Origin of the sequence: Mobiluncus mulieris ATCC 35243, from assembly GCF_000160615.1 — a bacterium.
Taxonomy (GTDB): domain Bacteria; phylum Actinomycetota; class Actinomycetes; order Actinomycetales; family Actinomycetaceae; genus Mobiluncus; species Mobiluncus mulieris.
Genome location: NZ_GG668518.1, coordinates 241,622 through 265,243, shown reverse-complemented (window position 1 = coordinate 265,243; position 23,622 = coordinate 241,622). Strand labels below are relative to the sequence as shown.

At 56.4% G+C, this 23,622-nt stretch carries 22 protein-coding genes; 5 read left to right on the top strand and 17 right to left on the bottom strand.

Features of this window, described 5'->3' with window-relative positions; all coding sequences use genetic code 11:
- The first annotated feature begins 114 nt into the window (after window positions 1–114).
- Entirely contained in the window at window positions 115–675 is a 561-nt protein-coding gene (locus tag HMPREF0577_RS01030) for a ribose-5-phosphate isomerase (RefSeq protein WP_004011792.1), read from the top strand.
- 199 nt (window positions 676–874) lie between these two features.
- On the opposite strand, the gene HMPREF0577_RS01025 is transcribed toward HMPREF0577_RS01030, so the two are convergent.
- From HMPREF0577_RS01025 to HMPREF0577_RS00975, 12 genes are all read right to left on the bottom strand, one after another.
- Window positions 875–2,587: a methyl-accepting chemotaxis protein gene (locus tag HMPREF0577_RS01025; RefSeq protein ID WP_004011790.1), complete on the bottom strand. Its 1,713-nt coding sequence runs from the start codon at window positions 2,585–2,587 to the stop codon at window positions 875–877.
- Window positions 2,580–4,199: a methyl-accepting chemotaxis protein gene (locus HMPREF0577_RS01020; RefSeq protein WP_004011789.1), complete on the bottom strand. Its 1,620-nt coding sequence runs from the start codon at window positions 4,197–4,199 to the stop codon at window positions 2,580–2,582. Before HMPREF0577_RS01020 ends, HMPREF0577_RS01025 begins: the two co-directional genes overlap by 8 nt.
- 183 nt (window positions 4,200–4,382) lie before the next feature.
- Entirely contained in the window at window positions 4,383–5,294 is a 912-nt protein-coding gene (gene era, locus HMPREF0577_RS01015) for a GTPase Era (protein ID WP_004011788.1), read from the bottom strand.
- 39 nt (window positions 5,295–5,333) lie between these two features.
- On the bottom strand, window positions 5,334–6,599 hold the full coding sequence (locus HMPREF0577_RS01010) for a hemolysin family protein (RefSeq protein ID WP_004011787.1): 1,266 nt from the start codon (window positions 6,597–6,599) through the stop codon (window positions 5,334–5,336).
- Between the two features lie 4 nt (window positions 6,600–6,603).
- The gene (locus tag HMPREF0577_RS11955; protein ID WP_256585288.1) at window positions 6,604–6,738 is read right to left on the bottom strand and encodes a hypothetical protein; all 135 of its coding nucleotides are present in this window, start codon (window positions 6,736–6,738) and stop codon (window positions 6,604–6,606) included.
- 8 nt (window positions 6,739–6,746) lie between these two features.
- Window positions 6,747–7,199 carry an rRNA maturation RNase YbeY gene (gene ybeY / locus HMPREF0577_RS01005; RefSeq protein WP_004011786.1) on the bottom strand — a complete coding sequence of 151 codons (453 nt, stop codon included), beginning with the start codon at window positions 7,197–7,199 and terminating at the stop codon, window positions 6,747–6,749.
- Between the two features lie 94 nt (window positions 7,200–7,293).
- Window positions 7,294–8,445: a PhoH family protein gene (locus tag HMPREF0577_RS01000; RefSeq protein WP_004011785.1), complete on the bottom strand. Its 1,152-nt coding sequence runs from the start codon at window positions 8,443–8,445 to the stop codon at window positions 7,294–7,296.
- A 46-nt stretch (window positions 8,446–8,491) separates the two neighbouring features.
- A complete protein-coding gene (locus tag HMPREF0577_RS00995; protein WP_004011784.1) occupies window positions 8,492–9,103 on the bottom strand; it encodes an Eco29kI family restriction endonuclease in 612 nt (203 codons plus the stop codon).
- Complete coding sequence (locus HMPREF0577_RS00990) at window positions 9,100–10,314, bottom strand: DNA cytosine methyltransferase (RefSeq protein ID WP_036342133.1); 1,215 nt, start codon at window positions 10,312–10,314, stop codon at window positions 9,100–9,102. The genes HMPREF0577_RS00995 and HMPREF0577_RS00990 overlap by 4 nt, the downstream gene beginning before the upstream one ends.
- Before the next feature lie 145 nt (window positions 10,315–10,459).
- Complete coding sequence (locus HMPREF0577_RS00985) at window positions 10,460–11,473, bottom strand: RsmE family RNA methyltransferase (protein WP_004011782.1); 1,014 nt, start codon at window positions 11,471–11,473, stop codon at window positions 10,460–10,462.
- Window positions 11,474–12,688 (bottom strand): molecular chaperone DnaJ, encoded by a 1,215-nt coding sequence (gene dnaJ, locus HMPREF0577_RS00980; protein WP_231282757.1) that lies wholly within the window; start codon window positions 12,686–12,688, stop codon window positions 11,474–11,476.
- A 109-nt stretch (window positions 12,689–12,797) separates the two neighbouring features.
- Entirely contained in the window at window positions 12,798–13,943 is a 1,146-nt protein-coding gene (locus tag HMPREF0577_RS00975) for an HrcA family transcriptional regulator (protein ID WP_004011780.1), read from the bottom strand.
- 206 nt (window positions 13,944–14,149) lie between these two features.
- Here HMPREF0577_RS00975 and HMPREF0577_RS00970 point away from each other — a divergent pair, with 206 nt between their 5' ends.
- Together HMPREF0577_RS00970 and HMPREF0577_RS00965 are read left to right on the top strand one after the other, a co-directional pair.
- Window positions 14,150–14,956: a hypothetical protein gene (locus tag HMPREF0577_RS00970; protein WP_004011779.1), complete on the top strand. Its 807-nt coding sequence runs from the start codon at window positions 14,150–14,152 to the stop codon at window positions 14,954–14,956.
- Window positions 14,956–16,116 (top strand): hypothetical protein, encoded by a 1,161-nt coding sequence (locus HMPREF0577_RS00965; protein ID WP_004011778.1) that lies wholly within the window; start codon window positions 14,956–14,958, stop codon window positions 16,114–16,116. The genes HMPREF0577_RS00970 and HMPREF0577_RS00965 overlap by 1 nt, the downstream gene beginning before the upstream one ends.
- Window positions 16,117–16,229: 113 nt before the next feature.
- Here HMPREF0577_RS00965 and HMPREF0577_RS00960 read toward each other — a convergent pair whose 3' ends face one another.
- Both HMPREF0577_RS00960 and HMPREF0577_RS00955 read right to left on the bottom strand, forming a co-directional pair.
- Window positions 16,230–17,291 (bottom strand): methyl-accepting chemotaxis protein, encoded by a 1,062-nt coding sequence (locus tag HMPREF0577_RS00960; protein ID WP_004011777.1) that lies wholly within the window; start codon window positions 17,289–17,291, stop codon window positions 16,230–16,232.
- Between the two features lie 305 nt (window positions 17,292–17,596).
- Window positions 17,597–21,862 (bottom strand): cell wall-binding repeat-containing protein, encoded by a 4,266-nt coding sequence (locus HMPREF0577_RS00955; RefSeq protein ID WP_036342128.1) that lies wholly within the window; start codon window positions 21,860–21,862, stop codon window positions 17,597–17,599.
- 530 nt (window positions 21,863–22,392) lie between these two features.
- Here HMPREF0577_RS00955 and HMPREF0577_RS00945 point away from each other — a divergent pair.
- The gene (locus tag HMPREF0577_RS00945) at window positions 22,393–22,626 is read left to right on the top strand and encodes a ribbon-helix-helix domain-containing protein (protein WP_004011773.1); all 234 of its coding nucleotides are present in this window, start codon (window positions 22,393–22,395) and stop codon (window positions 22,624–22,626) included.
- Window positions 22,613–22,876, top strand: coding sequence for a type II toxin-antitoxin system RelE family toxin (locus HMPREF0577_RS00940; RefSeq protein WP_004011772.1), 264 nt, complete (start codon window positions 22,613–22,615; stop codon window positions 22,874–22,876). Before HMPREF0577_RS00945 ends, HMPREF0577_RS00940 begins: the two co-directional genes overlap by 14 nt.
- A gap of 144 nt (window positions 22,877–23,020) precedes the next feature.
- Here HMPREF0577_RS00940 and HMPREF0577_RS12035 read toward each other — a convergent pair whose 3' ends face one another.
- Genes HMPREF0577_RS12035 through HMPREF0577_RS00930 form a run of 3 tightly spaced genes read right to left on the bottom strand, consistent with a single transcriptional unit; the run spans window position 23,021 to window position 23,572 of the window.
- On the bottom strand, window positions 23,021–23,086 hold the full coding sequence (locus HMPREF0577_RS12035) for a hypothetical protein (RefSeq protein WP_428829126.1): 66 nt from the start codon (window positions 23,084–23,086) through the stop codon (window positions 23,021–23,023).
- Window positions 23,064–23,285 carry a type II toxin-antitoxin system YoeB family toxin gene (locus HMPREF0577_RS00935; RefSeq protein ID WP_004011771.1) on the bottom strand — a complete coding sequence of 74 codons (222 nt, stop codon included), beginning with the start codon at window positions 23,283–23,285 and terminating at the stop codon, window positions 23,064–23,066. Before HMPREF0577_RS00935 ends, HMPREF0577_RS12035 begins: the two co-directional genes overlap by 23 nt.
- On the bottom strand, window positions 23,282–23,572 hold the full coding sequence (locus HMPREF0577_RS00930; protein WP_004011770.1) for a type II toxin-antitoxin system RelB/DinJ family antitoxin: 291 nt from the start codon (window positions 23,570–23,572) through the stop codon (window positions 23,282–23,284). The genes HMPREF0577_RS00935 and HMPREF0577_RS00930 overlap by 4 nt, the downstream gene beginning before the upstream one ends.
- Window positions 23,573–23,622: the final 50 nt, after the last annotated feature.

Genomic DNA, 23,622 nt, shown 5'->3' with positions numbered 1-23,622 from the left:
CCTTTCCCCGTAAAAACGCAGCTAAGAGAAATTTACCGAATTTTGCGGGCATTTTCCTAACAATACGCCGAGTATTGCTTAATAATTGCCCGAAGCTGTCGGTTTTTACAAATAATGCACTCCCGGAACCACTGTTACTATGATAAATCCGGGGTGTTTCTTATCCTGACGGGGACAGACACCTTTAGTGAGGCTGTTGAGACACGAGAGAAAGACAGGAACATGCGCGTACATATCGGCACAGATCACGCCGGATTTGCGGAAAAAGAAGAACTAGTAAAGTGGCTGAAATCCCAGGGCTACGAGGTTGTCGACCACGGGGCTTTGACCTTTGACAGCGAAGACGACTATCCCGGGTTTTGTATCGCTTGTGCCCAAGGCGTCGTGGAAGATCCAGGCTCCTTGGGGATTGTGATTGGGGGTTCAGGCAACGGGGAACAGATGGCGGCAAACCTGGTTGACGGGATTCGTGCCGCCTTGGTGTGGAACCCAGAGGTGGCCAGCTTGGCGCGGCTGCACAACGATGCGAACGTGATTTCCTTGGGGGCACGCCAGCATTCCATAGCCGAAATGCAGGAGCTGACCAAGGTGTTTTTGGAAACGAAGTTTTCCGGCGAAGCGCGCCACGCTCGGCGCATCGCCCAGATGCGAGACTTCGAGGCCGCCCGGAAGTAAGCCGGGATTGCCGGGATTGCCGGGATTGCCGGGATTAGGGACGGCCTGGAAGTTATTCAGCGCTTAAAGTGGTGTGGTCACCCCTGGGGGGTGACCACACCACTTGGTTTCCGAAAGGCACCTCATGAACCGAGATATTTAGCGAACCGGGTCAACCGGCCGACACCATCCAACCCGGTTCCCCCGGTTCACCCGGGAATCAGTATTTGAACTGGTTCACACTGTGGCGCATCTCGGTGCCAAGTTTATGCATCTTTTCGGTAGCAGTGTTGATTCCCTGCGTGGTTTGCCGCACGCCTTCCGCCATTTCCACGAACTGCCCAGTGGTGTCCGCAATGGAGCTGGCTCCCGTCGCGGCCTCTGACACGGAATGTGACATTTCGCTGGTGGTCGCGGATTGTTGCTCTACGGCGGCCGCAATCGTGGACTGGTAGTCGTTGATTTGATTGATGATTTCCGAGATGCGCTCAATCGCAGCCACCGCCCCGGCAGTGTCTTCTTGAATCGCCGCTATCTTGGTGGAAATCACATCGGTAGCTTTTCCGGTTTCCCCGGCGAGGTCTTTGACTTCCCCGGCAACCACCGCGAAGCCCTTGCCGGCATCCCCAGCGCGGGCGGCCTCAATGGTGGCGTTTAGAGCCAACAGGTTGGTTTGCTCGGAAATCCCGGTAATGGTCTTGACGACCTCTCCGATTTCTTTAGAGGACACCGCCAAGGCCGCCACGGTTTCCTTGGTGCGCGCGGCGGTTTCGGTGGCCTCATTGGCCACACGCGAAGCCTCGTTGGCGTTAGAGGAAATCTCGCGGATGGATGCCCCCATTTCTTCGGCTCCGGCCGCCACGGTCTGGATAGACTGGGATACGTCCCCAGCCGCCCCGGAAACCACCTCGGTTTGCGCAACCAGCTCGTTGATATTGTCCATAGCCGCGTGAATCGCGCCGACTACCGTAGTGATGTTACTGTCGAGGGAATCCGCCCCGCCGCCAATCTTTTGGAAATTGGCTTGACTGGTTTCTTGGGCGTGGTTCAAAGAGGTCGCCAACTGGCCGAATTCGTCGCGCGAGGTCACCTCGGCTCGTGCCGTGGTGTTGCCCTGTGCCAGTTCGCTCATAGCATAGGTGATGGAGTTTACCCGCCGACGAATCTTAGAGGTCAGCTGGTAGGTGATAAAGGCGACAATCCCCAGCACCACCAGGAATTCGACTATGCACAGCACCCGCAAGAAGGGCAGCACCGCACCGGCTTGTTCACTGTCAGTCTTCAGCTCTTGGCGTTGCAAATCACGGAACTGGTCGTTGGTCGCGTCGAAGTCTTTGAAGCTGGCGAACAGCTTCTCGAACTGCGCGGCGGCTTTCGCCCGGTCACGAGACTGGGTTACCTGTTGGGTTTGGTTAATCTCGCCCACCAAATCAGTGGCTTTGCCCTTGAGGTCTTTGGCCAGTGCCACCAGTTGCGGGTCGTCAATCTTGTCCAACAGGGCAATCTGGGTGTTGACCTGGTTGAAGGTGGAGCCGATCTCGGAGAGAGTGGCAACAGCGTTTCCGCTGCCATTGAAGATTTCAGAGGCCAAACGACTCTGCAGCTCGGTCAGATAGTTGATTTCGTAGCGCAGCACCCAGGCATCGTTGGTACGTTCCCGTGCCACCTCGTAGGCGCCCTGTTTGGTGTTGTACACCTGGATGCCAATCACGAACTGCACCAGCATAATCAGCATACAGGCCAGGGCGGCGATGCCGATATAGGCTATCTGCAGGATAAACGGGGGACGGGCTTTGGCATAGGTGTCGACCTCTAGGGGTTGCCCTTTGGCGCGTTTTCCGCCTTTGCGCGCGTTGGTTGGGGTGGCTTCGGTTTCACGAGGTGCCATTTCAATGGTGTCGTTTTCTAGCGTTGCAACCTGGTTTTCACTCATTGTTCGCGCCCCCTTCACTCGCGGTCACCTGTCTTAGTTTCAAATCCGCAAAATACTCGAGAATCTGGGTGGTTTCTTCGCGCATTCCCGAAACGACTTGGTTGCCTTGGGAATAGATATCCGCCAGGCCTTGGGTGTTGCGTGCGATATCCGCGACATTTTCCGCGATGGTAACCGAAGAATCCGAGGCTTCCTGGACGGATCGCGCCATCTCGGCGGTGGTGGCGGTCTGTTCCTCTACCGCCGCCGCAATCGTCGTTTGATAATCATTAATCGAAGCAATAATCCCCGAAATCTCCTCAATGGCTGCGACCGCCGAATCTGTGTCTTTTTGAATCTGTTCGATACGCGCAGCCACGTCTTGGGTGGCGGCAGAGGTTTCGGCCGCGAGGTCTTTCACTTCCGAGGCCACCACGGCGAAGCCTTTACCGGCTTCCCCGGCGCGCGCGGCTTCGATGGTGGCGTTTAGTGCCAGCAGGTTGGTTTGCTCGGCCACAGCGGTAATGGTCTCGATGACTTCCCCGATTTCTTGCGAGGAAACCCCCAGTTTCGCCACGGTTTCGTTGGTGCGCTGGGCAACTTCGGTGGCTTCGGCCGCTATCTTGGCGGCTTCGTTGGCATTAGAGGAAATCTCGCGGATGGAAGCGCCCATTTCCTCGGCCCCAGCGGCAACAGTAGAAATATTGGAAGACACTTGTTCGGCGGCAGCGGCACCGTTATTGATGAAGTCCAGGCTCTTGTCGATTTGTTCGGAGCCGGTTTTAGCGTGTTCGAGGACTTCATCCATGGCATCCAAGGTGCTTTGCAGGTTATCGCGGGTTTCACCCATAGACTTGGAAACCTGTACCAAAACGGTTTCGATGTTGCGCGACATATCCCCAATTTCATCATTGGAACGCGGCCCGAAGGTATCTGTGAAATCATTACGGCCATAGTGGCGGATATTCCATTGCAAGGCGCGGATACCGCGTTCTACGGGTCGACCCAGTGGCAACGGCAGGGACAAAACAATTACCCCAGTTACCACCAAAATAACGATGCCAACAATAATGGTGGTGCGATTAGCATCCGCGGTGGCCTGGCTACCGGCTTTGGCTGCTACCGTGTATCCGTCCAGCATGGCGCGAGCCGTGTTCAGGAAGGTGCCGTCTGCTTCCCCGCTGCGCTGCGCCACGAATTGTGCGAAGTCCTTAATCAAGTTAGCCTTTTCGCTTTCCCCAGCCGAGGGATATTGGCTCTTGAAGGCATCAAACTTGGTGCGGAAATCGGTATAGGACGCTTCCAAACGAGTGAAGAGATCCGCAATGTTATAGGTTTGGCCATCCCCGGGATTAACTATTTTCACCGGCAGCTTCTCGGTCTTGAGTTTTTCCATACCGGCCGCCACTAAATCCAGGTTCTGGGCAGCAGATTCAATGGATTTATCCGTGCTGCTGCTCCCAATCATAGTAGCATCAATCATGGTATCCAGCCAGGCCACCCGGGTTTCGTGAACCAGTCTCCGTTGACCGGTTTCTAACAGTTGTTCATTCCCCATCCCGATAAGCTTGCCCACAGACAAAAGCATGGCCACTAGCATTACCAACAAAAGAATCAGGCTTACCACCGACATTATGCCGATTTTCAGGCCTACCCCTGATAACCTACGCTGTTTCAACGTTTCAACTCCCTTTGATAGAACCGGTACATCCCGTTAAGCATACCTCCCCCAAGGGCTTGGCAGTAGCATTTTAAAGCCCTAAATCAGTAAATAAATTGCCATAAATCAACCAACAGTTATCCTAAATACCGCCAGTTAAAAACCCAGTCGATTCAGCATTTTAGGGTCTTTCTGCCAGTCCTTGGCGGTTCGCACATGTAAATCTAGATATACATGGCGGTTTAACAAAGCCTCTATTTGCGGCCGGGCTCGCATTCCGATTTCCTTCAGACGCCCCCCTTTACGCCCAATAATAATTGACTTTTGAGAGTCTCTCTCAACGAAGAGATTAACCACGATTCGCCAGGTCTTATCACGAATAATTTCCTCGACTTGTACCGCCAGGGAATGTGGCAGCTCTTGTCCCAGTCCCTCCAAGGCGGCCTCGCGGATTAGCTCCGCAATCATAACCTCGTCGTCTTCGTCACTGTCTTGCCCGGCCGGGTACAACGGCGCGGACAGCGGCATCAGCCCTCCCAGCAGGTCAATCAACAGTTCCACCTGTTTGCCTTGCACCGCCGAAACTGGGACAATCTCGCGGAAATCATAGAGTTCGTTTAACGCCAGCAGCTGCGCGGCAATCTGATTGGGGGTGGCCACATCGGTTTTGGTAACCACTGCCAGGGCAGGAATCCGGTTGGCTCGCAGTTGTTTTTCCACGATTCGTCGGTCACCCGGGCCTATCTCTTGGTCGGCGGGAACACAGAATACCAGCAAATCCACATCCGCCTGGGCTTCCTCGACCCGGTCGTTGAGGCGCTGCCCCAACAGCGTGCGCGGGCGGTGAATTCCTGGAGTATCCACCAAAACCAGTTGAAAACCCGGGCGATGCACGATGCCACGCGACACGTGGCGCGTGGTTTCCGGTCGCGCGGAAGTAATCGCGATTTTCCGCCCCACCATTTCGTTTATCAGCGTGGATTTGCCTACGTTTGGCCGCCCCAGCACCGCGACGAAACCGGCGCGGAAATCCTCGGGCCACTCGGTTAACAGTCCCGTATCTTGCATCCCTTTAGCTTAGCGGTTTACCCGAATATAGACACACAACTAAAGCACCCACACCTGAACGACGGAAACCTGACGGCGCCTGCCCCCCGCCTCTACCGCACGCAAACGCAGGCCGGCAATCTCAGCTTCCGCCCCCACCAGCGGCACCATTCCCACCGCCTTGGTCAGCAAGCCGCCCACCGTATCCACGTCCTCATCCTCGATTTCGGTTCCCAACAGGTCATTCAAATCCACCAACGGCAGCCGCGCCGCCACCACCCACGACCCGTCTGGCTGCGCCTCAGGCTCTCGTTCGTCGTGATCGTGTTCGTCGGCTACCTCGCCGATAACCTCTTCCACCAGGTCTTCGAGCGTCACCAGCCCGGCAATCACTCCGTATTCATCGACCAGAATCGCGATGTGATACGCTCCAGCCTGCATCTCGCGCAGGGTATCGTCCACCAGGTTCGTTTCGGGGATAAACTGTGCCTCGCGTTGGGCTTGTTCTGCGGTCATGAGGCGCGATGCCCCGGTTTCATCCTCGTGAATCCGGCGCAAGACATCCTTCAGATACAGAATCCCGCGCACATCATCGGAATCCTCGCCCACCACCGGAATCCGGGAAAACCCAGAGCGCACAAACAGAGTCAGGGCGTTATCCAGGGATTCATCCGACCCGATAGTCACCATATCCACGCGGGGCACCATCACCTCGCGCACTAAAGTACGTCCCATTTCAAACACCGACCAGATCATTTCCCTATCGGCGGCCTCTATCGTGTCCGGTTCGCCCATTTGATCCACCATTTCTCGCAAATCATTGGCGACCTCGTCGCGGGCTTCCTGGTCGGTTTGGGCGGCTGGCCCGCGCGCGGCCTTCCACATTCGCCCTATCGGTTTACCCAACCGCCACACCCGGGTAATAAAGCCCGCCAGGTAGCGAATCGTGGTTTCGGGATAGCGCCGCCCCATCCAGTTCGCCGGCAGGGTCAACAGCATCAAAGCCAAGCCCCCGGCCGCCGTCAAGGCCAGAGCCACTGCCCACCACAACCAAGGAATTTGCGAAGCCAACAGGGCAGCCGACCCCAGGGCGGCCGCGACAGTCACCGAACGAGTAGAACGAATATAGGCCAAGACTTCCCGGCGGTGTTCGGCCAGATGATGAATCGCGGCGGCGTGTTTCGCACCGGCCTCCTCGAGGTCTTTGGCACTGGCCTGGGTCAGGCGAGTCATCGCTCCCTCACCCAGGGACAGGGGCACTGTGACCAGGAAGGACAGAGCCGACACCAGTCCCAGAATCGCATACGCCAGGGAAGAAAAAATCATAGGTTTACCCTTCGGTTCCGGGATGGCACCTCATGAAACCGATACCGCCGACGCAACCGCCCCCAAACGCGACCATCCCCGCACGCCGACCCGCCGGGGACATCCCCGCACGTCGACCCGCCACCGTGAAACCTGACACGCCACACCCTACCTTTGCGCGAGGAAACTGAGCAACAGGCGCCGCTGCAAGGTGAACATGGTTTTTTCTTCCTCCTCGGTGACATGGTCGAATCCCAGCAGATGCAGCAGGCCATGCACCGTCAACAGCAACATTTCCTCTACCGCAGAGTGCCCCGCGTCGCGCGCCTGCTCGGCGGCCACATCCGGACACAGCACGATATCACCGAGCATCCCGCCAGCGGAGGGCTGGCCTTCCTGACCGGGGGTCAACTCGTCCATCGGGAAAGACAACACATCAGTGGGTCCAGGCAAATCCATCCAGCGAATATGCAGGTCAGTCATGGTCGCCATATCCACCATCATCAGGTTCACTTCGGCGGCGGGCGACACGTAGAGTTGCTCGAGACAAAACGATATCAACGCCACGAACTCGGTGGCATCCAAGTCCCACTCGGTTTCATTATTGACTTCCACTGACATGGCGGTTCCCTTCGGTTTGGTGGTTGCTTCTTAGTGTATTCCGTTTTCACGAGGTGCTAGCGCGTGTCCCGGGCGGGCTCGGAGTGGCGCCCGGCTAGAATCCCTGGGTGTCGGGCTGGTTCTGGGTGGCCTCAAAGTCTTGATATGCGCCAATAATTTCCCCCACCAAAGAATGGCGCACCACGTCGGCGGCCGTGAGATAAGAAAAGGCAATATCTGGAACCCCGGCCAAGATATTTTGCACTTGACGCAGCCCGGAGGGCTGGCGGTGCGGCAGGTCAATCTGGGTAATATCCCCGGTCACAACCATTTTGGAATCGAAACCCAGGCGAGTCAAGAACATTTTCATCTGTTCACTGGTAGTGTTTTGGGCTTCGTCCAGCACCACAAAGGCACCGTTCAGGGTGCGTCCGCGCATATAGGCCAGAGCGGCGACTTCGATGGTGCCATCGGAAAGCATTTTAGTGATGCTGCCGGGGTCGAGCATTTCCCGCAAAGCGTCGTAAAGCGGGCGCAGGTACGGGTCGATTTTATCGGTGAGTGTCCCGGGTAAAAACCCCAGGGTTTCCCCGGCTTCCACCGCCGGGCGGGTCAGGATTAAGCGGGAGACCTCGCCGTCTAGCAGCGCCCGGACGGCTCGCGCCATCGCCAGATAGGTTTTCCCGGTGCCGGCCGGTCCAATCCCGAAGGTAATAGTATGCGTGTCGATATCCCGAAGGTACCCCGCTTGACCTGGGGTTTTGGGGCGAATCACCCGTTCGCGGTTCACCAGCACTGCCCGGTCGTTGAAAGCAACGCGGGCATCCGGGCGAGCGGCCGAACGGATGTTCAGGCGGTCGGCGGTGCGGTTACGGTTCGACGCAGTTGCTCCCGTTTGGCTCCACGTCCCCGCGTTGACCTCTGTCCAGTCTTGTTCCCCGGCGTGACGCTTGCGCGACTGCTTGTGTTCTGGGGCGCGGGTGTCTGGGTGGTTTTGTCCGCTGAGAGGCCGGTTCTGGCCGTGTTCCCCAGCGTGTTCGAATCGCGGGGTGGCCGAATCGGCAGCGATCAGTCGGTGCACGGCTTGCGTGGCGAGGGCGAGTTCATGAGTCGCCCCTTGAATCAGCACCGCTTCGCCGTTACACCAAAAGCTCAGCTGCGGGAAATCCGCTTCTAGCGCCCGCAGATTGGCATCCTCTATCCCGAGCACGCCGAGAATGTCAACCTCGGGCGGTATCGGCACCGCTATTCGCTTGGTGTTTTCCATATCCCTCCATTCTACATCCTACGCTTTGACGTTTCCCCGCTACGTTTTACTTTTCATGAGTGGCAAGGTATTCGAGAACATCTTGTTGGATATCCAAGGCGGATTCGTTTCGGGGTTGCAGCCTCTCAGCCCATTCCCGCCCAGGATGAAGCGTGTCCCAGCGGGGACGCATTCCTTGATACCGTCCGGCACCAGGATTATGGTTACCCAACCCATCAGCGATTACATTCCACACGGGACTGTGCATCCGAATCGCTACCACTTCCGCCAGTGGAATCCAGGTGGGAGCCACCGTCAGAACCCTAACTTGAAAATCCTCGACACCTAGGTTTTTAGCTAATTCAATGGATTTACGATGATTTTGAATTCTGGCATACAGTTTAGAGCCAACCGTCGAATAAACCTGTGCCGGGTCACCTTTTCGCGCGTTTTCTGCCTCAGCTTTTCCCACATATATGGCCCAGGAACCTGGTGTTGTTCGGTTTCTTTCCGCCAGCAGTCGGTAAGCCGGATGCTCGCCGGTATAGTACAACGCGTAAATTCCCGCCCCGTCGAATTTCTCTAGGTCTAACAGTGAAATCACTGGCTGGTCATCTAGCGCTCGGGCAATCGAAGTACCCAGGTTCTCGTAGCTCAAAGGATCAAAATACCCAGTCATGCCAGCACTCCTTCACAAACCTGAGCTGTGGCGTAAATCCGTTGTTGGCGCGCGGCAAGACAATGTAAGGCTGTGTCCAGTTCCAGATGCTCGACCACGCTGGAGACAACCTTTTGGGCAAGCAACACCGGCACCGCGTTACCCAGTTGACGCATCGTTTCCGTCCAGGCACCGTGCAAAACATAGCGGTCAGGGAACGTCTGTATCCGAGCCGCTTCGCGGGCAGAGAAATAACGCAAAGCACCATCGGGGAATCGGATCATGTTCTCGCCCCCGGGAACCCCATGAACCCCTGCTTTCAAAGCCTTCGCCGGTTCATCTAAAGGTGAACCGGTATGTCCCGGATATGCTTTAGCCCCAGGTTGAAACTCATGGTTCAGCCACTGCCAACTTTCAGGAGAGCCCGGCTCGGGCAGCCCTGTCAAGGCATCTCGCACTGTGCGCCATGGCAGTCGCGAATCCGCCACCGGGAGCAACTGAGCAAAATGACGGCCTTTAATCGCAATTCGGTGTCGCTCCCAATATTCGCCAGATTCCTGGGCAGCCCGTAAAGCTGATGCCGAATGGGTCGGAGCCGGGAAATTCCATCCCGCATCAACATCACTGCGAAAGCCCACCATAAACACCCGATGCCGCCGCTGTGGTACCCCGTAGTCAGCCGCATCGACCACCGTGGTAACCAGCCGGTATTGCAAATCCGACACCACCGAAGTGTGTTCCCTTTGCAAACGACGGAAATGCTCCACCCAAGACTCGCTGCTTCGCGCCTTAAGCTCCGGGTGCTGCAAACGTAATTTAATGTATTCAAAGTAGTCCGCAAAGGCCGCGCGGGTCAGCCCTTTGACATTTTCGATAACAAAAGCTCGGGGGCGAAGTTTTTCGATAACCGCCGTAGTCGTGGGGAACATATCGCGCGGGTCATCCGCACTTCGTGCCACACCGCCCAAAGAAAAGGGCTGACACGGTGGGCCGGCCGTAATAATGTCAATCCTTTGCCTCGATAATTCGCTCCCCCAGTCCACCAAGCGCACATCGCCTTCCAGCACTCGCACTCCGCGCACCAAGGGATAATCAAGACGCGCGTTTTCGCGTATAGTTTCACACGCCCACCGATTCCATTCGGCCACTGCCAAATGTTCAACGCCCGCCAGCGCAGACCCCAGTAGCAGCCCCCCGCCGCCCGCAAATAATTCAATGCCAGTAACTGTCATATGTCCTCCCAGAATTAACCATTGCAGCCAGTGTCTCACACCCCCCATCCCCAAAAATTCTCTAAGTTGACAACAGGGTTTTTAGTGTGTTTTCAGCGCAAATACCGCCGTTTCACTGCCGACTAACGCAAAGAGGGCACTGGCGCTACCAGGAACCAAGAGTGGCCTGGATAATGGCCAAAGCGACCGGACCGGCGGTGGAACAGCGCAGCACACTGGATCCCAACAAGACGATTTCCGCGCCCATCGCCCGAAAACCCTCGAGTTCCCCCTCGGTGATGCCCCCTTCCGGGCCGACCACCACCGCGATTTCCATTGTCCCACCGGGGTTTCCCGCGCCAAGATTTCCCGCGCCGCTCAGCTCTCCGCCGGGTTCATGAGGTGCCTCCCGGGATATCGCCCTCAGCAGCACACTCAACCGTTCCGAAGCACTCTCGTGCAGAACAAACACCCGCCCCCCGGCGGCAATAATCCGCCTCGTCTCGGCAAAAACACTGTTTTCATCGCCCGCACCGCGCCGTGAACTGGGCGGCACCCCGGTTCCAGAATCGGCACCCCCCGCCCCGGATTCCACGTATTCCCCGACCTCAGCCAACCGGGACTGCCGGGACTGTTTCAAGGCGGAAACCGCCAGATTCTGCCACTTTTCACGCCCCTTGACTTGCTTGGCGCGTCCATCCCACCGGGACACCGAACGCGCAGCCCCCCAGGGCACCACCCGCAACGCCCCAATCTCACAGGCGGCCTCCAGAGCCTGTAAATCGCGCTTTTCCTTGGCCAAAGCCTGAATCAAAGTCAGACGCAACGCCGGGCACGCCTCGAAACGCGGCGCTTCCACCAGCCGAAACCGCAAATCCGTCCCCGATCCAACTAGTTCCGCCCCGGCGCGCCAGCCCCGACCGTCCACCAGATCCACGACCTCGCCCGCTCGCAGCCGTTTCACACTCGCATGGTGTGCTTCCGCGCCGGTCAACCGGGTTTCCGTTCCGGCCTCCAGCTTCATGAGGCGCGTCCCGATCCCCCCGGCTTTTCCCCCGGAATCCCGGCCAGCTCCCCATCCCGATTCAACGCCTGAATCCGGGATGGCACCTCGTGAAGCCGAAACATCAACCGCCCCCAGCAAGCCCGGCGCGGCCAATAAAAACACCTGGCGAGTCACTTAGCGCCACCGCCGGGAACCACCCGCGCCGCGATTACTACCGGATGGCGCCCCGGACGAAGCACCCCCGCCCGAATGACCCGCATCCCGAGCCTGACCACCAGCAAAACCGCCCGCAGCACCGTCCCCCGCAAGATCTGCGGCGGCGCCGCCCGCTGTCAGGAAACCTTCGCTATCTTCCCCACGCAGCCGCGCCAGCTCCAGCAGCAACTCGCGCTGGCGCGCATCCAAATCCATCGGGACTTCCACATCCAGATGAACATACAAATCCCCGCGCCCGGGTCGCTGCAAACGCCCCACTCCCAGGCCTTTAAGCTTGATAACCCCGTCGGGCTGGGAACCGGGTTCGACCGTGATTTCACGTGACCCATCCAGGGTTTCCAAGGCGTATTTCAAACCCAGAGCCGCGCCCGTCATCGGAATTCGCACCCGAGTGTGCAGGTCATCGCCACGACGCTGCAACATCTGGTGGGGCAGCTCCTTGATTTCGACGTACAAGTCCCCGGGAACTCCCCCGGCACGTCCGACCTCGCCCTCGCCGCTGAGCCGGATTCGCGTCCCGGTTTCCACCCCGGTAGGCACTTCCACCTTGATTTTCCGCGTGGCGCGCACCCGGCCTTCCCCGGAACAGTCCGCGCAAGGGTGGCTGATAACAGTACCGTGCCCCCCGCAAGCCTGACACGGGGTGGTGGTCATGACTTGCCCCAGAAAGGATCTGGCCATGCGCTGCACCGAACCGCTGCCACCACAGGTTTTACAGGTTTGCGGGCGGGTGCCAGGCTGGCAGCACGTCCCTTTACAGGCCTTGCAACGCACGAAAGTGTTGACCTTTATCTCTCTAGTTGCCCCAAAAGCGACATCTTCCAGACTGACTTCGATAGTGGTCAGAATATCCTGGCCGCGAGTCCCGCGGGGGGTCGGTCCGCTGGCTCCGGCGGCTGCCCCAAAGAATTCTTGGATAATGTCGGCGAAACCGAAGCCCGCCGCCGACGCGCCGCCCATTCCGCTGAACCCGGAGCCGCCCAGGTCGTATTGCGCACGCTTGTCGGGGTTGGACAAGACCTCGTAGGCGGCGGTGACCTCTTTGAATTTCTCTTCGGCTTCCAATCCGGCGACATCGGGGTGCAGTTTACGCGCCAGACGCCGATAGGCCTTCTTTATCTCTTCGGCACTGGCATCGCGGCTGATCCCTAGGGTTTCGTAATAGTCACTCACTTTGTCTCTCTCGTTTGCATGGGTGGTTTTCGGATTCTCTTTCGCTGGGGGCGGGGGCGTTTTCATGAGGCGCTGGCCGCCTCGCGTCCACTTTGCCCCTTCGCGGGCTTCACTGACGCAGGAACCCCGACAGGTATCTGGCGACGGCTCGTACCGCCCGCATCGAACCAGGATAGTCCATCCGGGTCGGGCCTATCACCCCGACATGTGCCCGGGTTGCCCCGGAAGTATCATAGCTAGAGGACACGATGGCCGTGTCGCGCAACACTTCATGCCCGGATTCCTGGCCGATAATCACCGATACCGGTTCGGGTTCGTGCATCTGGCTGAACAGTTTCAGCAACACGACTTGTTCTTCCAGGGCTTCTACCAGCGGGGTCAGGGTTTCTTGGAAGTCGCCAGATCGCGCCAAGTTCGCCATTCCCGCCATGACGATGCGGCTTTCGGCTTGACCCGAGGCGAGGGTGGCGGCGATAGCCTCGCCCAGGACACGGGCGTTTTCCCGGGTTTCCGGGGCGGACAGGGGGTCGCACCACTGGGTGGAGGCCTGTTGCTGGGGGTTGCGGGGGGTTGCGGGTTCGTGTTGGGGGGCGTGGCGGCTTGGGGTTTCCTCGGTTTCACGAGGTGCCATCCCGGCACCGGGCGTAAATTCGCTTTGTGTCCCACCCGGGGTTTCCGGGGTGGTGAACACGTTTTCTAGCGGCCGAGCCAAGCTGTTCAACTCGCTTTGCGTGGTTCCACAGGGCAGGTTCACCAGGACTTGATCCACCCTCCCGCTAGAGGCAATCACAACCGCCAGTACCCGGCGGATTGGTTCCGCGCCCATCCCCACCAGTTCCAGGTGGCGCAAAGTGGACTGTTTAAAGGCTGGGAATTCAATCACCGCCGTCTGTCGGGTCAAATGCGCCAACAGCCGCACCGTGCGTTCCATCACATCGTCGAGTCCGACTGCGGCCGAAAAGAACTCGGTGATGGCCTGGCGTTCCGGGGCGGAAAGCGGTTTAATCTGGTCGATTTGGTCGACAAAGAACCGGTAGCCCTTGTCGGTGGGTACCCGCCCGGCGGAAGTGTGGGGTTGGCGAATCAGGCCTTCTTCCTCTAAAGCGGCCATGTCATTGCGGATAGTGGCCGCAGAAACCCCCAGGGAATACCTTTCTACCAGGGACTTCGACCCCACGGGTTCCTGGGTTTCCACGTAATCAGAGACGATGGCGCGCAACACGTCCAGCCGCCTATCAGCGGTTTTATCAAACATTATCGTCTCCTTTCGCTTGTATCCCGGGCTGGCACCTCGTGAATCCGTCCCCAAAAGTACCGCCACAAACCGAACGCAACCGACAGTCGTATCCTGGCCACCTTAGCACTCGGTATCCCCGATTGCTAAGTTTACTCTTTTCATCGGGAAAACCGCCACTTCGTCGAGTTATCCCCAAAACGCGGCCAGACCGGTAAAATTGAAGGGTGGAAGAAAGCAGTGGAACGAAGACCCCGGGGTTGGCGACGTGGCAGCGTCAACTGGGGTGGATAATGATAATCGTTGCCGGAATCGGGGCGGTATTGGCGTTTTTGCACCTGGGAGGGCGCGTGGCGCACCTGGGGGCGGGGGGGCTGAAACTGCCCGCCCCGGATACTTGGATGGGGTATCAGGGGTCATTAGGTGCCACCTTGATGCTCAGCGCCGAGCAGTTCGCGGGTTTGACGTCGACCTGGGTGGCGTTCCTGGCACTGACGTTGGCGTTGTTTACCTTAGATTTAGGGCATATTGGGAACCCGCGCGTGCGTTCGATGTGGCGCGAGGTCATAACCGGCACCGCCATGATTCTGTTTGGTTTCATGGTGGCGATTTTGGGTTTGATTTCGGCGATACTGCTGCGTGATGAGCGGATGATGCTGGTAGAGGTGCCGATGCCGGCGCTGGCTTTACCCGCGCTGATTTTCGGGGTGAGTGCGCTGGTCGTCGGCACGATGCGCCTCGTGAATACCCTGAAAACACTACCGGCCACACCCCAGCCGCAAGCCCCCAGGAAGGTCGAACGCGCTGCCGCCAGCCCGAAACCTGGCCAGACTTCGGTGCCGGCCGCTAAGGCTAAGCCCAGCCAAGGTGCCTCAAGGGTCAAAGGCGCAACAAAGGGCAGCGGCACGGGCAGCGGCCAGCCGGGCAAAGTAGCGCGAGTCACCGCCGCGCCGGCCGGTAAGATTGCCGGCTCAGCACCGCGAAAACCCGGGGCGTCTGGCTCCGGGGCGGGAACTTCGAGGGGAGGCCACTAATGCTAACCATCATCATTACCTTTGCGGTAATCGTTATTGCCCTCGCGCTGCTCGCCGCCCGCACCCCCATCCTGGTGGCGCTGGGGCTACCGGCACTGGTCGGGATGCTACTGGGGAGCGAACCATCGGCTGTGGTTGCCTCCTTGAGTACCCTGGGGCTGAAACTGGGGAACGCGTTCAATAGTTTTTCTTTCCTGGCACTGATTTTGTGGCTGGTGTCCGGCGCGCTGGTGATTGAATCGGGGCTGATGTGTCGGTGGTTCACGGCGCTGTATGTGCTGGCCGACCGCCAGGTCACCCCGGAGCGCCAGGCCGCGTGGCGCAATTCTTTCCTGGGGTTGCCGTTGACGATTGTGGCTTTGTTGCTGGTGGCGGGGTTGCGCGGCATGGTGGATAACCATTTCTTGCTGTTGCAAATGTTTCTGTTGGTAGTGATTGTGGGGCTGATTGCCGGGGGCGTGACCGTGTTTTCCGCTCCAAAGGCCAGCCGGATGACCTTGAAAAAGATGCGCTCGGCGGACGGGGAATCTTGGCGGACTACGGCAAAGGCCACGGCAGAGGTCAGCGAGGAAGGCGAGACGCGCCGCAGCCAGTCCAAAGGCGATTCGGCGGTGGCTCTGGTGTTGCCGGGGCTGTTCTGCGTAGTGTTTTTGGGGCTGCTGTTGGGGCTGCCGGTGGGCTTGGACGACTTGTCTGGCTTGGTTTTTGTGGGTTCATTAGGTGCCAGCCTGATTGACGGGCTTTTGGCTGGGGATCTGTCTTGGCTGGGGGCGGCGGGGTGGCGTGCCTGGCGGATGCTGGGTTATCTGGGATCCACGGTGGCAGGCGCCTGGGTTATGGGCGAGTTTCTGGAACAAAACGGAGTGTTGCGCGTCACGCTGGAGCGTGACGGCAACACGGTCATGCTGGTTTTGGTGGCTACTTTGGTGACAGCGCTGGTTTTGGGTGAACTGTTTGGCTCCACGGCGGGGGCGGTGTTGGCAGTGACCGTGTTTTCAGGGTTCCTCTCGGCACCCTTTGGGTCAGAGGTTTCCCAGCAGGTTGCCTCTGCGATTCTGACCAGCCTACTGGTGGGATCAGCGGTTATTGGCGGGATTATTGCCCGCGTATTGCCGCCGCGTAACCAGCCGTATCCGCTGACTGTAACCCCGCTTCACTAGGTTTCCTGGTGGTTGTGGCTCCCGCTGGCTTATGCTCCGTTGAGGGCGCTTCCTTGTTTTCCTGTTGAATGTGTTTTCCCAAAGCACAGGTGCGGCAAGCGCCGCAAAAGAAACTAGGATTCCATCAAGCGATCCAGCAGGTTCCCCACCTGGGAAGAGTTATTTTCCATCTCTTCTAGGTGCTGGTGCAGTGCTTCGCAATCCCCGGCTATGAAAGCTTCGACCACGGCCTTACCCGCCGCGTGTGTTCCGTCGTGAACCGCTTCGAGTTGGCGGAAATACGGGTTATGCGCATAGTCGAGGTGCCCGCGTCCTTCATAGTACCACTTGCCGAGTCGGCATCCGTGCGACGAGGAAATCCCGGCGGGGTTGGGCGCTGACATCCCGGTAATCTGGCGGTAAATCCCCAGTTTAAAGATAAAGTGATCCAGTTTCACCACGGTCACGAAGGAATCCGTGGTGACATTAGCAATGGAATCCGCCATCGAGGTGACTTTCTCGCTGACTTTATTGGCGGTTTGACTGGATTTCTCTTCGAAGTCTTTAGAGTCGTCGATGGCCGAGTTGATGCTTTCCAGGGCGCTAGAGGTACTGGTGGTGATGGCGTCGACCAGGGCACCGATTTCTTTGGTGGCGCTGGCGGTGCGTTCGGCCAGGGTGCGGACTTCCCCGGCGACTACGGCGAAACCGCGTCCGGCTTCCCCGGCGCGCGCGGCTTCGATGGTGGCGTTTAGTGCCAGCAGGTTGGTTTGCGCCGCGATACCCTCGATTTGTTTCACGAAGTTGTGGATGGATTCGGAGGATTCCGACAGGGTGGCCATGTTTTGCCCCATTTGCTGCAGCTTGGTGGCGATTTCCTGTGCTCCGTTGGCCATGTCATACAGGTCACGAGTTGATTCCGACATGATTCGCTTGGTTTCCGCTGAATCCGAGGAATCCGCGTCCAGTTCCGTGACGATTTTCCCCATGGAATCGCGCGCGTTGCCGGCCGAGTCGAAGCACCGCGACAGTGATTGATGCAGGTCGTCGATAGTTTGTTTGTCGTGTTCCAGGGTGCTGAGGGTTTCGGCTTGAGCTTTCTTTTCAGCTTGCAGTTGAGCTAGCTGTTCTTGCAGTTCCACAACTTGCTGTTCCAATGCTTGAATGGTGGTTGCGGTCTTGGTCTTTTTCATCATGATTCCTTGTTTACGAAAATAACAGTCAATTAATAGCAAATGCGCTTAGGTTCGGCTTTTATTTAACGGAACAGCTCCGCAGTATACTTTAATTTTTCAGTACATTTGATGTATTGTCAGGACATTTCTGGGTGTTGGTGGCGGTGGTTTTGTCGGGTTCACGAGGTGCCAGCCTGAAATTTCAGCTAATACCGGTTGGGGGGGTTTCCCGCTTTTGCGGGCAGCCCCCCCCAACCACGGGAAACCCGGGTTATGTCCCACCCGGATTTCCGCGATTTGAATTGTAAAACCAGCCGTAACCTGGGTTACTTCCCGGTGGTGGTGCTGCTTTTGTCGAGTTCCGGCTTTGCAGTATCTGGTTTCTTGTCTTTGTCCTGTTGAGCCTTGAAGTCATTCAGCAATTTGGTCAGGTCATCGATGGAACCGAAGCCGAGTTGCGACATGACGTCTTTGAGGCTATTGCTGTCTTTAATCATCCCTCTGACTGTGCTCAGGGCGTTGCGGCGTTCTTTGGCTTCCTGGTTGGCTTTCTCGTCACGCAGTTTCTTGCGTTCCAGCAGCGTGCCCAGCACGGTCTTGGTGTCGGTGTTTTTCAGCGTAGCTCCGTTGATGAGTTCCGCGACTTTCGGGGACACGGCGGATTTGCCGCCCATCACTATGGTTTTTTCGGATCCGAAGCGTTGCAGGGACTGGTAGCTGGCCGGGGGCAGTTCCTGGGAGCGGGTCAAAACGAGGGTGGCGTTTTGGTCAACAGCTAGGGGGCCGCCGGATAGAGCGTCAGCGAAGTTTTCCCCGGTGGCGAGCACAGCTGCCCTGGTTCCCGGCAGGGTGGTGGCCAGTTTCGCGGCGGTTTCATAGCGGTCTTTGCCTACTATCGGGGCGATGTTAATGCTCATGGTGGTGGGCCAGGGCGTGTTTTTGACTGCTGCCGTTGCGGGGCCGCCGACCGGGATGATTTTGAGCGGTCGGGTTTGTCCCAGGTTAGAGATGTAGTTGTAGGTTTGCGGGTCGAGCTGTTTGCCTTTAGAGAGCAGCATCAGGCCGCCGACACGCCCGGCGGCGGCACCCGCTACCAGGGCATCGGGGAAGCCTACCCCGTCACCAATATAGAGGTTGATGGGTTTCTTGGGTTTGGCACCGATGAGGGGTTCAGTGGCTTGATTGACGCCGACAGAGGTGGCGTAGCGGTCGGGACCGGCAATACGGAAGATATCGAGCCCGGCGTCACGCAGTTCGAATTCGTCATAGGGAGTCATCGGTACTTGTCCGCCTACCAGGAAGAGTTTCTTTTTGCCGGAGGCCTTGATTTGATCCATGAGTGCCGGTTCTAGGCCGGTATTCCAACAGGTCAGCAGCACGGGCGCTTTGAGTGCGGCCGCGAAGGGGGTGGCGGACAGCCCGTCCGCGTGCACGTTTCCATCTACCAGCACCAGGGAGTCCCCGGGGAATTTACCTATTTTCCACGCGGCAATAGAGGTCAGCACCCGGTCGGTGCCTTCGGCTCGCAGGGTGTTCTTGGACAGAGCCTTGGCCAGGCGGGCTTCGTCCTTTTTGGCTTCATCGTCAGCCTTCTTCTTTTCCTCTTCGGCCTGTTTCTTTTCAGCCTCAAGCTTTTCCTTCTCGGCTTGCTGACGCTTTTCCGGGGTATCGCCAGGCTTGCCATCTTGACCGATACCGTACTTCTTCTTCAGCTCCTCCTCCAGCTTTTTGCGCAAGGCATCTTCTCTGGCCTTAGACTCCTCAGCAGCCTTCTTGGCTTTTTCCTCCGGAGTCATATTTTTTTCATTGACAATGTCTTCAAATGATTTGCCGGATAACAGAGCCTGAATAGCATCGTTTGTACCCACTGCATCTTTCAAGGCCTCTTCAGAAGTCTTGATGGGATCATCCACCGTTCCCAGCTCCGTTTGTGCTTGCAACAGGTATTTCTTCGCATCTAACACTGAGTTCGTGCGTCTCGCCTTGTCCCATAAATCTTTCAATTTGTCCACTGCTCCACCCACAGTGTTAGCAGCCTCATCTGCACGACCAGCATGTCGCTCCAAGTCACTGACCAGGATTTTTAGCTGGGGCTTCACTTTTTCCGGTGCTGTCTCCAATCGATTACGAGCATCTGTCAGCATATCGCCAATCTTGATTTGACGGCGCATAATGTCAGGTCTGGCAGCGACCGCACGGTTGTAGTATCCACCAATCTGTTCGGCTATACTGTCCTTTTCCGTTGGATCTTCCAACGCGCTGCCATCCATGCTCTTAACAAGAGCACGCATTGTCCATTTAGCGTTGTTAACATTCAAAACTAGATTCGGCATTTTTTGTGCAACATCCGCCAGTTTTGCAGATAGATTAGAAATCTGCGGCTGATACTTCTCGTCAGTAGGGCTGGGAGCCTTCAACTTCGCTAGTGATGCTTTCTTCTCCGCAATTTCCTTCGATTTATCGTCTACATTCTGTCTAGCCGCAGCTACTTTAGCTTGAGCAGTATCTTCTTTAGTCTTGTCATAGGGAGAGGCATTCTTAGCATGTTCCAGTTCCACTTGGGATTCACGTAGTTCTTTTTCCAGCTGGGCTTTCGCTTTCTCTGCCTGTGCAATTTCCTGCCTGAGGCTATATGCGTCGTTTCCCCACTGGTAATAATCGTCGAGGAAAGCCTTGTTCTTGTTGTAGACTTTCTCTGCCCATTCAGCTTGAATTGCCGCTGCAATGTTGTCGGCTTCAGCCTGAGCTGCAGTGGCGATTCCTTTCACTTTTTCCGCCACAGTCTTATTCATCTGCGCCAGGCTAAGAGCCTTTGTAGCTTCGGAAAGTTCAGTGCTTTTTTCCGTAGCGTCATTACGTGCGGTGTCTAGTTCAAAAGAAACATTACGTTTAGCTTCTTTCAGCCATTTATGTAGTTTCTCCCCCGCTTTGGTGTCATTTACACCAGGATCGGCAAAAACTGTACCCATAGTCACCAAGGGACGGCATGTGCCACCTGTAGTGTCGGCAAGACGCTGGTCACGATTACAGAATTGTTTTTCAGAATCTGGATCCTGGTACGAGACACCCTCTCTCACCCAGGTGGGGAGACCAGCATAGTTGTGGGTGCGTTGGAAGTCCGCGATAGTAGTGGGATTGTTAAACTCGTCAATTCTCTGGTTTAGTTCGTCGAGTTCCCGAACCTTATCATCATAGCGGTTCTTAGCATTCTTAGCGGCCTTCTCATCTTCCTGCAGTTTTTTTATTTTTCCATCAATATATCCCTGCTGCTTAAGAATGTCAGACATTAGCGCGGAGATAGACTTGTCAATACTAGCCTTGCACATCGTAGACTGAACTTTGTAAATAGGAGTTCGTTGGGTAGCACCGCCGGCTGTAGCTTTACCACCCACGTATCCATCGAAATTATACTCTGATTTTTTGACAATATCGCCGCCAGCAGCTTTAAACTCGGGATTACTATTGATTACTTTTTTGATTCCCACGCCAATGCGTTCTTCCACATTCTTGTCTGCAGCTTCATTATATTCAATAGATACCTTCTGTCCATCTATGCTGTCCTTACCCTCACCATTTTCACCCTTTTGGCACAACGCTTCTTGGATTATATCTAAAGCGTCTTTCGGGGCTGATTCGGACTCCGGGTTAGGAATAACAACTTCATCTGCTGCGGCAGGGCGTGTCGTCAGGAAATAGTGAAAATCTGTCTGTTGAGCATCCAAGATGATTCCCAGACCAATGTGGATACCAACCAGAGTCTTTCCGTCTTTACTAAGCACCGGCGCACCAATATCTTCAGAAATAACCGTGATTTTCTGAGGATCTTCCCACCCTTTACGCACAGCATCCCAAGAGATTGTCCCCAAATCCTTGTCGTCTTTGAAACTGGGGTGATTTTCTCGCCATTGATTCCACTGTTGCACCTTTGAGCGAGGTAGCGTAACCGTATTATTCACAAGCTTAGTAATCGGAAGCTTGGTGCTCTGGTATGACAAACGGGGCGTACCGCCCTCCGGACGCCAACCAATCATGACAGCTTCCTGGCCACTCATGTTACCGTTGATACCACTATCTTTCACTGCTACCGGACTGGCTACTTCAGCAGGAACCGGGCGATCCAAACGTGCGATAACAACTTGTGTAGCCGCCTTGGGGTCAAGAGCAACCGAAGAAATCCAAAAAACGTTATTGAAGCCACCGGAAGGTACTGCTTCCGAACCGAAAGTTACCCGAGGGGGAGGAGGCGTTTCGTTGCCAGCTTTTTCAGAAAGAGCAAAGTCATAAGGCTTACCATCTGCCGTGGTGACACAACGTTTCATAGTGGCTATGTGCTGTTCATCAAGCAGTACACCAGTACACACATCAACTGTCGGAGCATTTTTAGATGCACCGTTTTCCATATACATCGCCATTCGAGGAATTTCCACGCGCGCCACGGAGCTAATTCCAGGAATTGGACTGGTTCCGGGCTGAACTGGTTCGCCTTCTAACGCACCGGCGGGGGCGACGCCGGTGAAGGCGAGGCTGGTCGCGAAGAGAGCGACAAGGCCGGCGCGGCCGAATTTACTTAGAACCTGGTTGTGCTGTTTCACTGTGTCCTCCTCGAATACCTTCCGTGGATTCGTGATTCCTCCAGGAGCCATCCGGATAAGGCTCCCCCGAACGCCTTCCAGCGCTCAGCTTTCCTATCGGTACATACCTTTTAATTATGAGGCATCTTGCCCGTTTTCAGCGAAAAAACTTAAAAAGTTCAGACAATTCCCATATCCCCAGTTCACAGGGTAAAACCCCAGGTGACAGGGTAACCTAAGCCCCCTAAAATCCGAGTCGGCAACTTCCCCCACCCCCATTTGTCCAGACAAACACGGGTTTCCACGCTCCACCACCCCCGTGACCACCACCCCCGTACCTCCATCGCCGCCCCGTGACAGCTGCACCCACCCTTGAATAGGCCAGAATTCCAGGCTGCTGCGTAGCGCTACGATACCCCGGCTTCGCCGTGAATCCCGGCTGGCACCTCATGCAGCCGTCATGTACGCATAGCGTCAAGAATGCTTGAGCACCGGGCTGAAAGCAGGTACAGTATAATCTCATTGAAATCGCGGACATTCTAGGAGGAATCGTGAGCACCACTGTCAGCGTTCAATTCGACGAGGAAACGTCGGCTAAACTTGCTGAACTGTCACGCCAGGCGAACCAACCCCAGAGTTTCTATATTAAGCGACTAGTAAGGGAAAACATCGACCGACTGCTCTATGAAAACAGCATCCGCCAAGACTGTGAAGACATCGAAGCCGGGCGAATCGGTACCATGAGCCTGGAAGAATTACGGAAAATCTCCGATGTGGCAGATTGAGATTTCGCGTAAAATTCAAAAAAAATTCCTGGGTTTCGACAAGCGGGCTCGAAACCGGATTTTGGATTACCTAGAGGAAATCCGCCAACTGGACAATCCCAGTGACCGAGGCAAAGCCCTGACCGGAAACCTGGCAGGGATGTGGCGCTGGCGGGTAGGAGACTACCGGATTACCGCCAAGATAAAGAGCCACGTCATCACCATAGTCATCATCGACATAGACCACCGCAGCAAGATTTACCAGTCATAAATTCAAGAAGCACCTCATGCAGCCGTCATGGACACATAGCGTCAAGAACGCTTGACAACGCGAATTAGGTTAAGCCTGTGACCAGGAGTTTTACCAAGACCAATATCTTAGCAAAGCGCTTATGGATTCATTAACATCTAGGGATTAGTCCACGTAGTGGCCACGGCACTGGAGGATTTCGATAGTGTCACCGTTTACACGGTAAACCAGACGATGTTCCTGGTCTATACGCCGACTGTAGCACCCCCGCCAAGTCTCCCTTGAGACGCTCCGGTTTACCCAGACCCGTGTCGGGGTGGCGCTGCATATCCGCAATTAATTTATTAATCCGCCGCAGGGTTTTCCTGTCGCCCGACTGCCAAACGAGATACTCGCCCCAGGCATTTTCTGAAAATGCAATATCCGTCATTCCATCGCCTCAAGATCAGCCAGGGTCTTGTAGACAACCTTGCCTTCGTCCACCTGTTTAATTGCCTCCCGCAAGGCTTGCATATTGGATTCCGAGTAGAACGGGTCGGGACGGGATACCTGGAAAGGAATCGCCTGTTCCCCCACCATTTTCTTGGCAAAAATCATGAAAGCCGTCGTCAGATTCATCCCCAACTCCGCACAGAGCTTTTCCATCGCAGCCTTCAACTCTGCATCCATCCGAATCGTCACATTAGCAGTCGCCATTTTCATCACCTCGCACACCATTATACACCTAGCGCACAACATTAGAAGGGCGGGCAGAATTTCGGCTGGCA